The 8384-nt window shown below is 63.5% G+C and carries 6 protein-coding genes; 4 read left to right on the top strand and 2 right to left on the bottom strand.

The features are described from left to right. The first annotated feature begins 58 nt into the window (after positions 1-58). The 4 genes from SO180_RS41480 (at position 59) to SO180_RS41465 (ending at position 6508) form a co-directional block, all read left to right on the top strand. Complete coding sequence (locus SO180_RS41480) at positions 59-820, top strand: S1 family peptidase (protein ID WP_449384547.1); 762 nt, start codon at positions 59-61, stop codon at positions 818-820. 119 nt (positions 821-939) lie between these two features. Next, positions 940-2442, top strand: a complete 1503-nt coding sequence (locus SO180_RS41475) for a flavin-containing monooxygenase (RefSeq protein WP_449384546.1) — start codon at positions 940-942, stop codon at positions 2440-2442. Positions 2443-2862: 420 nt separating this feature from the next. Further along, complete coding sequence (locus SO180_RS41470) at positions 2863-4278, top strand: beta strand repeat-containing protein (protein WP_449384545.1); 1416 nt, start codon at positions 2863-2865, stop codon at positions 4276-4278. Next, positions 4184-6508, top strand: coding sequence for an autotransporter outer membrane beta-barrel domain-containing protein (locus tag SO180_RS41465; RefSeq protein WP_449384544.1), 2325 nt, complete (start codon positions 4184-4186; stop codon positions 6506-6508). The genes SO180_RS41470 and SO180_RS41465 overlap by 95 nt, the downstream gene beginning before the upstream one ends. A 194-nt stretch (positions 6509-6702) precedes the next feature. Here SO180_RS41465 and SO180_RS41460 read toward each other — a convergent pair whose 3' ends face one another. Both SO180_RS41460 and SO180_RS41455 read right to left on the bottom strand, forming a co-directional pair. Further along, positions 6703-7524: an MlaD family protein gene (locus SO180_RS41460; protein ID WP_449384543.1), complete on the bottom strand. Its 822-nt coding sequence runs from the start codon at positions 7522-7524 to the stop codon at positions 6703-6705. A gap of 84 nt (positions 7525-7608) precedes the next feature. After that, on the bottom strand, positions 7609-8384 hold a 776-nt coding region (locus tag SO180_RS41455), incomplete at its 5' end, for an acetate--CoA ligase family protein (RefSeq protein ID WP_449384542.1).

Here is an 8384-nt window from a genome sequence, read left to right as displayed (position 1 = left end):
AAGGCGCTTCTAAGGGGTCTCTTGGCTAATGACGCCCCAGCGGCTACCACACTCGCCCATGAACAAGACGTCCATCCTGCTCGCCGCGACGGCGATGCTCTTCACCGTGCCGGCGCAGGCCATCGTCGGCGGCGGTACGCCGCAGTCCGAAGGCGTCGCACGCTCCATCGTCACGATCGTCGGATCGCGTGGCAATTTCTGCACCGGCAGTCTGATCGCAACGAGGCTGGTGCTCACCGCCGCACACTGCGTGCAGCCCGGAGCGGAATACAAGATCCTCGACTATGGCGCCGACGGCAAGCCGCAATTGCAGAACGTGCGCGCGGTCGCGATCCATCCAAGCTTCAACATGCAGGCCATGCAGTCGCATCGCGCGACCGCCGATGTGGCGTTGCTGCAACTCGAAATTCCGCTCAAAGGAAAATCGACATCCCAGATGGACGCGCCGCAAATTCCGATCGTGATCGGCAGTCGCTTCACCATCGCTGGTGTCGGTGTCACGGTGCCTGGCGATGGCAAGAGCAGTGGCGTGACGCGCGTTGCTGGCCTTGTCGTGACCGGCCAGCCCGGTACCTTGCAAATGAGGCTCGTGGACCCCGTAACCAACGGCGTTCGCGCCGGAATCGGCGCCTGTACTGGCGATTCCGGCGGTCCCGCATTCGAGGACAAGCTGAGCGGTCCGGTCGTCGTCGGAGTCATCAGCTGGTCGACGGGGCCGAATGGCAGCGCGGGCTGCGGCGGTATGACCGGTGTCACGCCGCTCACGCTCTACCGCGACTGGATTCTGCAGACAGCGCGGAGCTGGGGTGCGGCGCTGTGATTTGATTGCGATTTGATCTATGTCATTTTGAAGCGGGAGCGCGGTGGGCGACCATGATCCCGTCGCGGAGGAAACGCGTCGCCTGATCAAGGGCGACCTCAAAAGGCAAAGAATCAACAATGAATGTCGCCGTCCGTACGCAGCCCACCACGCAGCAAGCCACTGAACATTTCGATGTCCTGATCGTCGGCGCCGGCATCTCCGGTATTGGCAGCGCGTATCATCTGACAAAGCAGCTTCCTGGCACGAGCTTCGTCGTCCTGGAGACGAAAGACAGCTTCGGCGGCACCTGGATCACGCATCGCTATCCCGGCATCCGCTCCGACAGCGATCTGCACACCTTCGGCTATCGCTTCAAGCCATGGGTGGGGCCGCCGATCGCGACTGCCGAGGAGATCCTCGCTTACATGAACGACGTGATCGAGGAGAACGATCTCGGCAGGCACATACGCTACAAGCACAAGATCCATTCGGCACGCTGGTCGAGCGAGAGGAATCTCTGGACCATCGAATCTGTGACCACCGACACCGGTGAGGCCAAGACCTTTACCGCAAACTTCCTCTGGATGTGCCAGGGCTATTATCGCCATTCCGAAGGCTACACGCCGGAATGGAAGGGCATGGACCGATTCAAGGGCCGCGTCGTCCACCCGCAGACCTGGCCGGATGATCTCGATCTCACGGCCAAGAGGGTCGTGGTGATCGGTTCGGGTGCAACGGCCGCGACGCTGCTGCCCAACATCGCCGACAAATGCGCACACGTCACCATGCTCCAGCGCTCGCCGACCTATTTCCGCATCGGGCGCAATGCGATCGAGATTGCGGAGGAGTTGCGCAGGCTCCAGGTGGATGAGGAGTGGATCCACGAGATCGTGCGGCGGAAGATCCTGTTCGAGCAGGATGCATTCACAAAACTCTGCGTGGCCAAGCCCGAAGAGGTGAAGAAGGAGCTGATCGGGCAGATCAGTGCGATTCTCGGTCCGGACTACGATGTCGAGACGCATTTCACGCCGACATATCGGCCATGGCGGCAGCGCATCGCTTTCGTGCCGGATGCCGATCTGTTCAAGGGCATCGCCGGCGGCAAGGCCTCGGTCGTCACCGACGAGATCGAGTGCTTCGTCGAGAACGGCATCCAGCTCAAATCCGGCAAGCTGCTCGAAGCCGATGTCATCGTCACCGCCACCGGTTTCAATCTCGCCGCGCTCGGCGACATCGCCTTCGAGATCGACGGCAAACCGCTCGCCTTCGGCGACACCGTCACCTATCGCGGCATGATGTTCACGGGCGTGCCGAACATGGTCTGGGTATTCGGCTATTTCCGCGCCAGCTGGACGCTGCGCGTCGATCTCGTCGCCGATTTCGTCTGCCGGCTTCTCGGCCACATGAAGGAGAAGGGCGCCAGCAAGGTCGAGGTCAAGCTGCGTGCCGAAGACCACAACATGCCGATCCTGCCCTGGATCGATCCGGAAAACTTCAACCCCGGCTACATGATGCGCAACATGGACCTGCTGCCGAAGCGCGGCGACAAGCCGGAGTGGCAGCATAGCCAGGATTACTGGACCGAGAAGGACGCGATTCCGAAGACTGATCTCGATGACAAGGCGTTCGTTTACGGGTGAGGTGGCTAGCCGTTGCCACACCACCGCTGTCGTCCTCTCCTAGTGCGCAATTGCGCACGGGGGCTGGGTCCCGTACCGCGGAATCTATCGAGCAAGGATGCTGGTCGTCTTACGGCAACAAGTCTTCGCCAAACTGCTCCCCGTGGTCATGGGTCCTGGCCTTCGCCAGGACGACATCGTTTGTTGCGCGAGCAGCGTCCGAACTCATTTGTAGCAAGGGAACGCCTCAACGGGCGAATCGTGCTCTGGTTGAGAGGACCAGCCGACCAAGCGTTGCGCGGGTACAACACCCCCTGCGGAAAGTTCCACTTTCGGAAGCAGTTCAGCAAAATTCAGAAGCCAACCGCAAAATTGCGGAACACCCCGTGCTAGCGTTGCGTCCGACGGCGCCCCAGGGCGCCGGGGGAATGGGGCGTTGAAGTGTTTTATTTGTTGTTTCGAGGCCGGGCGCTTCGAGGCTCGACGGCGCTGGCCTTCTGCGCCGCGGCCGCCGCAAGCCTGTTGCTGATGGGATCGGCGCGCGCGCAATTTTACACTTGGGGCGGTACCGGCAGCACGACTGCGACGTCCATCTATAATCTTGGATCCAACTGGTCCAATCCGCCTGCCGGCGCGCCGCCCGTGACGAACGGCCAGGGCGCGATTTTTGACGCGACCGGATCGGCGTCGATCGACGTGACCAGTACGGTCACGCCCTATTCGTGGACCTTCACCGCGAATTCGCAGTCTTATTCGGTGAGCGGTGCCGACATCAAATTCGACTCAGGCGCCTATGGTATCTTCAACCAGGCGAACTCGGGCCAGGTCATCTCGATCTCCAACAACATAGGTCAGCTTTCACTCGCGCAAGTCTGGCAACTCGGCGCGAGCACGCTCAATTTATCAGGCAACAACACCTACACCGGCGGTACTTTGATTTCGGCCGGCACCGTGCAGGTCACCAACAACAACTCCGTCGGCACCGGCGCGGTGAGGCTTAACGGCGGCACGTTCCAGACCGATGGTGCCAGCGACCTGACTTTCACCAATGGCTTTATTGTCACTCCGAATGGCGGCGCTGTCGACAACAATGGGGTGGTCTTAACGCTATCCGGTGTTATCGCCAACGACAGCGGCTTCGTCGCCACTGGTGCGCTGCGGCTGATCGATTCCTCCGGCGGCTCCGGCACGACGGTGCTCTCCGGCGTCAACACCTATTCGGGCGGCACAAGCGTGATCGGCGCTACGGTGCAGGTAACCAACAATTCGTCGGTCGGGTCTGGCACCGTCACGCTTCAGGATGCCTTGTTCCAGGCTGACGGTCTGAGCGATCTGACCTTCACCAACAATTTCAAGATCGACAATTCTGCGAGCGGCAGCGCGATCGACGCCAATGGCGTGGTGCTGACCATCGCCGGCAACGTCACCGACGGTAACGGCGCCGGCAAGCTGACTGTTCTCGACAGCACCTTCGGCAACGGCGTCGTCACGCTGCTCGGCACCAACACCTATACCGGCGGCACGACGATCTGCGTCTGCGCCAGCCTGGTGCTCGGCGACGCCACCCATACCGCCTCCATCGTCGGCACGGTCACCAATGAGGGGCGGTTTACCTTCGTCAACGCCAACAATTCGGGCATCACCGCACTGATCAATGACGGCGGCTTCACGACCTTCATGGGCGCGACCAGCGGGAGCGCGATGACCATCACCAACACCAATGTCGGTGCGGTCGCGTTCCTGGAGTCGAGCAGCGCCGGCAGTGCCACGATCAACAACCAGATCGGCAGCGTCACGCTGTTCGGTACCCACGGCGGCACCGATACGGCGACCGGCGGGCACCGCCAGGATCGATAACGACGGTGCGGGCACGATCTTTTCCGCCCTGACCAATGCGGGCACCGCCACCATTACCAACCGCAATGGCGGCGGCACCGTCTTTGTCGACCAGTCGTCGGCCTCGGGCGCAAACATCATCAACACGGGTGGCTTGACCGCGTTCGGCCAGCCGTTCGGCACCGACACGCCGACTGCCGGCAACGCCGTGATCACCAACAACAATGGCGGCGAGACCGACTTCAACGCCTTCTCCACTGCCGGCAGCGCTGTCATCACCACCAATGACGGCGGCGCGACCTACTTCTTCGACAATTCAACCGGCGGCACCGCGCAGCTCATCACCACTGGCACCGGCTTTGTCGATTTCTCCGGCAGCCTCGGGCCGAACGGCGACGGCCGCATCCCCGTGGGCTCGATCGCGGGCTCCGGCTTCTACTATATCGGCGCCGGCAACACGCTGGTGGTCGGCGGCAACAACCTGTCGACCAAGGTCAGCGGCGTGATCGCGGACACCAATCCGTGCGTCTGCGGGGGCGCCGGCCCGGGCAACCTCGAGAAGGTCGGGGCGGGCACGCTGGCTCTGTCTGGGCTCAACACCTATACCGGCACCACCGTCGTCAATGGCGGCATCCTGCAAGTCGACGGCTCGATCGCAGCCTCGAGCCTGACCACGGTGAATGCCGGCGGCGCGCTCTCCGGCAGCGGCACCGTCGGCAACACCACGATCGCAACCGGCGGCATCTTCCTGCCCGGTAACGGCACGCCGGGGACGTCAATGATCGTCGCGGGGAATCTCGCCTTCCAGTCCGGCGCGCTCTATCTCGTCAGCGTCAACTCGACCGCCTCGAGCTTCACCAACGTGACCGGCAGCGCGACGCTCGGAGGCTCGGTCGGCGTCAGCGTCGCGGCCGGCACGACGCTGGCCAAGCAGTATACGATCCTCACCGCGACGGGCGGCCGCAGCGGCACGTTCAGCGGCGCCGATACGGTCGGAGCGCCGGCAGCGATAGCCACCCTCAGCTATGACGCCAACAACGTCTATCTGAATTTCGCGCTGGATTACGGCGCCAAGGGCAATCTCAACGTCAATCAGACCAACGTCGCCAACGCGCTGACGAACTTCTTCAATGCCAATGGTGGCATTGACGTGGTCTATGCCTCGCTGTCGCCGAATGGTCTGACGCAGGCCTCCGGCGAATCCGCGACCGGCGCGCAGCAGACCACGTTCAATGCGATGAACCTGTTCCTCAGCCTGCTGACGGACGTTTACGGCACCAGCCGCGGTGGCGCGACCGGCGCAACCCCCTTCGCACAGGAAACCGGCGCCGCGGCCTATGCCGCAGCAGGCAAGAGCACGCGCGATGCTTTTGCATCCATCTATCGCAAGGCGCCGCCGGTCGATTTCGATCAGCGCTGGAGCGTGTGGGCGGCGGGCTATGGTGGCTCGCAGACCACCAACGGCAATGCGGCGCTGGGTTCGAACAATACAACGAGCAGCCTCTACGGGACTGCTGTCGGCGTCGACTATCGCTTCTCGCCGTCGACACTCGCCGGCGTTGCGCTTGTCGGCGGCGCGACCAATTTCGGCGTCAACGGGCTTGGCTGGGGCCACTCCGATCTGTTCCAGGCTGGCGCCTTCCTGCGTCACACGGCCGGGCCGGCCTATGTGTCGGCGGCGCTCGCTTATGGCTGGCAGGACGTCACCACCAACCGCACCGTCACGGCTGTCGGCTTCGACCAGTTGCGCGCGCAGTTCAACGCAAACGCGTTCTCCGGCCGCATCGAAGGTGGCTACCGCGTTGTCACGCCGTGGATGGGCGTGACGCCCTACGCCGCGCTACAGGCGACCAATTTCAACCTGCCGAACTATGCTGAGAATGTGGTGGTCGGCACCAACGCCTTTGCGCTCGCCTATGCGGCCAAGAGCGTGACCGACACCCGCACTGAGCTCGGCCTGCGCACCGACAAGTCGTTTGCTGCCTACGACGGCGTCGTCACGCTGCGCGGCCGCGTCGCCTGGGCGCATGATTTCAATCCGGATCGCAGCATCGGCGCCGTCTTCCAGGCGCTGCCGGGCGCGGCCTTTGTCGTGAACGGCGCGGCCCTTTCCCGCGACTCCGCGCTGACAACGGCCTCCGCCGAGATGAAGTGGATGAACGGCTGGTCCGCGATCGGAACGTTTGAAGGCGAGTTCTCCAACGTCACCCGCTCCTACGCCGGCAAGGCCGTCGTGCGCTACGCCTGGTAGCGTCACCCCGCCATGGCCCGCCGTTGAGTTCATGCGCTGCGGATATGCGACTATCGGCGCGCGATGGGCGCGTGCCGCCGATTTGCCCGACATATCAGGGGCTTCCGGTGTGATTCACCTCATCCGGGCTGGCGGGGCCATCCTACTTTGCATGGGGTTGTTTTCGACATTTTTGTGGGGGGCCGTCCGGGCGCTCACTGCTTCTGCTGCGTGGGCTTGCGCGGCGGTCGCGGTGCCACCGGCGTGCCGGCCATCTTGTTGGCGGCCTCGCTGATGTCGAGGAGGGTGCGGCGCCCGTCCTCGATGAAGCTCGCCGACTTCTTCTTCATGGTATCGGCGAGCTCGCGCAGCCCCTTCACCTTCTCGAACAGCTCGTCGGCCTTGCCATCGGCGAAGCCGGGCACGACGTTCTCGATCTTGGTGACCGCATTGTCGAAGCTCGCGAAGCCATTGTCGATCTTGCCCATCACGGCGTCGATCTCTTCCCCCTTGCCCTTGAGGTCGGCGGTATAGTCTTCGAATGTGCGCAGGCCGTCCTTGATCGCGGCCGAGTTGCTCACGATCATGCGGTCGACATTGTGCAGGGTCTCGACGATCGATTCGGCGTCGCTGAGATCCGCGGTCAGCACGGGAATGCCGTCGTCATCCAGCGGCACGGGCGGTGCCGAGTGCGCGCCACCGATCAGCGAGATCGCGGCGATCCCGGTCAGGCCCTGGAACTCGATGCCGGCCACGGTGTCCTTGCGGATCGGGGCGGCGTTGTCGAGCATGACGAGCGCGACGATCTTGCGGGGATTGTCGAGCTTGATCGAGATGATCTGGCCGGCCGGTACGCCGTCGAAATTCACCGGGCCGCCCCGGCGCAGGCCGCTGGCCGAGCCGCCCTCGAACACGACGCGCAACTGGCTGCGGCTCTGGGCCGCGCGATATTTCTGCACGCCAAGCAGGCCGCCGAACGCGACGGCGAGCGCCAGCAGCGTCGCGGTTCCGATCATCAAGTTGCTTCTGCGCGCCATTATCCGTTCCGGCTCGTGCCCCGCGTCAGGGAAAGCGGAGTCGCTCGCCAATTTTATGGGCAAAGCGCGGCCAGTGGAAGCCGATCAATGCCGGGCCGCGCGCCGGGCGGCTGCGTTGTTGAGGACGATCAGTGCGTCTACGGCGACACCGGTCCTGGTATTGATCAGGAACGGATTGACGTCGATCGAAGCGATCCGGTCGCCGGCGTCTGCGATCAGGTTGGAGAGGCCGACCAGGGCCTTCACGGCGGAGGCCTCATCCAGCTTCGGCTTGCCGCGATAACCGCGCATCTTGACCCCGGCCTTGGTGCGGCCGATCAGCTGCCGAGCCTCGGCAGGATTGAGCGGCGCGCCGGCCAAAGCGACGTCCTTCATCAGCTCGATGTCGACGCCGCCGGTGCCGAACAGCACCACCGGCCCCATCTCGGCGTCGAGCGATGCGCCGACCACGAGCTCGAGATCGGCCTTGACCTGCTGCGCGATCAGGATGCCGTCGAGCCTGGGCTTGCCCTTCAGCTTCTTGACGCGCGAGGTGATGTCGTTGAACGCCTGCTTCACCTCGGTCGCGCTGTTGAGGTTTAGAACCACGCCGCCGATGTCGGATTTGTGCAGGATCTCGGCGCTGACGACCTTGGCGACCACGGGGAAACCGATCTGCTTGGCGATCTTCACGGCGTCGGCCGGCGTCTGCGCGATTCCTTCCTTGGAGATCGGGATGCCGTAGGCCTTCAACAGCTTCTTCGATGCGACCTCGTCGAGCGCGGCGCCGGTGGCGGCCCTTAGCGTCTTTTCCAGCAAGTTGCGCGCCGCGGGCTTCGAGCTTGCGACGACATCAGGCACTTCCTTGGCGAGCTTTGCGT

This window comes from Bradyrhizobium sp. UFLA05-112, assembly GCF_053572325.1.
This window is presented reverse-complemented; position numbering and strand designations above follow the sequence as displayed.